The sequence below is a fragment of the Polaribacter sp. Z022 genome, assembly GCF_023555495.1.
GTDB lineage: Bacteria > Bacteroidota > Bacteroidia > Flavobacteriales > Flavobacteriaceae > Polaribacter.
In genome coordinates, this window is record NZ_JALCZO010000022.1 from 1 (window position 1) to 1,520 (window position 1,520).

2 protein-coding genes are annotated in these 1,520 nt (G+C 24.5%); both read left to right on the forward strand.

Annotation, left to right across the window (positions count from 1 at the left end; translation table 11 throughout):
- Nucleotides 1–124: 124 nt before the first annotated feature.
- Complete coding sequence (locus MPF13_RS15380; RefSeq protein WP_249983649.1) at nucleotides 125–733, forward strand: hypothetical protein; 609 nt, start codon at nucleotides 125–127, stop codon at nucleotides 731–733.
- A complete protein-coding gene (locus MPF13_RS15385) occupies nucleotides 708–1,292 on the forward strand; it encodes a hypothetical protein (protein ID WP_249983650.1) in 585 nt (194 codons plus the stop codon). Before MPF13_RS15380 ends, MPF13_RS15385 begins: the two co-directional genes overlap by 26 nt.
- Nucleotides 1,293–1,520 lie beyond the last annotated feature (228 nt).

Genomic DNA, 1,520 nt, shown 5'->3' on the forward strand with positions numbered 1-1,520 from the left:
CTTACTTACGAAAATCCTTGCGGATTTTCTTTGTAAGTAATTATTTACTAAATTGGTTGCTTAAACCACGCAACAAACCATATATAAACACGTTGTAAAAAATTGTCAACCCAAAATAGAAAACATGAAATATTTAATCATATATTTAATTATTCTTTCAGCTTTTCCAACTTGCTGTAATGATGAAGCTGTTGAAACCGAAAAAATTTCATTATCTGAAAGTGAAATTAAATTAATACCATATTCAATAAATCAAAGTATAAATTTTAAACATTCAAATGGATTTATATTTAATTTTATAGTTACTCAAGATACTTATAATTGGAATTCTGATAATTATTGTGACGAATGTTGTGGTGGTGAATATACATCTTACCAAGAAAGATTAGTTTCTTTAGAATCTGAATATCCTGAATTTAATATTTCTCTATCTCTTAACAACTTACCATATTTTGAAAATGAAGAAAAAATCATGGACATCAATATTAATAGATATAACTCTAAATTAAAATATGATGATAATTCTAAACTCATATGTGAGAATGCAATTTGTCATAATGAAATAGTCGTAAATGATAAAACTTATTATAATGTAATAGAATCTGAATTAGAAAATAATTATGATACAAGTAGTTCAATTAATCTATTTCCACAAATAATACTTTACAACAATAATTTTGGAATCATTCAAATTAAAATGTCAAATAATGAAACATATTCAATTAATCATTAAATATTTATTCCTGTTATTTTTGATTGCAAGTTGTACACCTGATGAACCTAAAGGTAGTTTTAGTTTATCTGAAGAAGCACAAAAATATAAAATTGATTCAACCATAACATCTTTTAAAATGATTGATAATAATGGTATAACAGAGCAATTTTATCTTAATAACTATTATTCTTATTATCACGAGCCTTGGAAAAATGGATTCTTTGAAATTTATAATGTTGAATATAGTTCTGTGCTTAATAATTACAACCTTGGAATACATTTAAGTTCAGGTGATATTTCTAATAATCTAACTATAAATTGGAATTATCAGGATTATTTATACTATTATTTTGAAACAACTGAAACCAATGGAGACCCAACTACTCCTGATATAAAATTTTATGATTCAACTCAAATTCAAAATGTAACTTATTTTGATATAATTGAGATAGATTACACCAATAGTATTAATAAAGTTAATGATAAAACTCCAATTAAAACTTATATTTCAGGTAAAAAAGGATTAATAAAAATTGTACGTAAAGATGGAAATATTTTAGAGAGAATTGCTGATTAACTTATTAAAAAACAACATTTTTACAACACCGTGTAAAATTAATTGCTGCTTTTAGACAACTTACGAAAGACCTCGCGGACTTTTTATCTGTGATTTATTTGCAACTTTAGTGCTTAAATCACGCAACTAATCTTACACAAACACGTTGCAAAAAACTGGGCGAAAAGTTAATTCGCAAACAAAAGTTCTATTAAAAAGCATTTTTCTATAAGTTTAAAAATTTAAAAA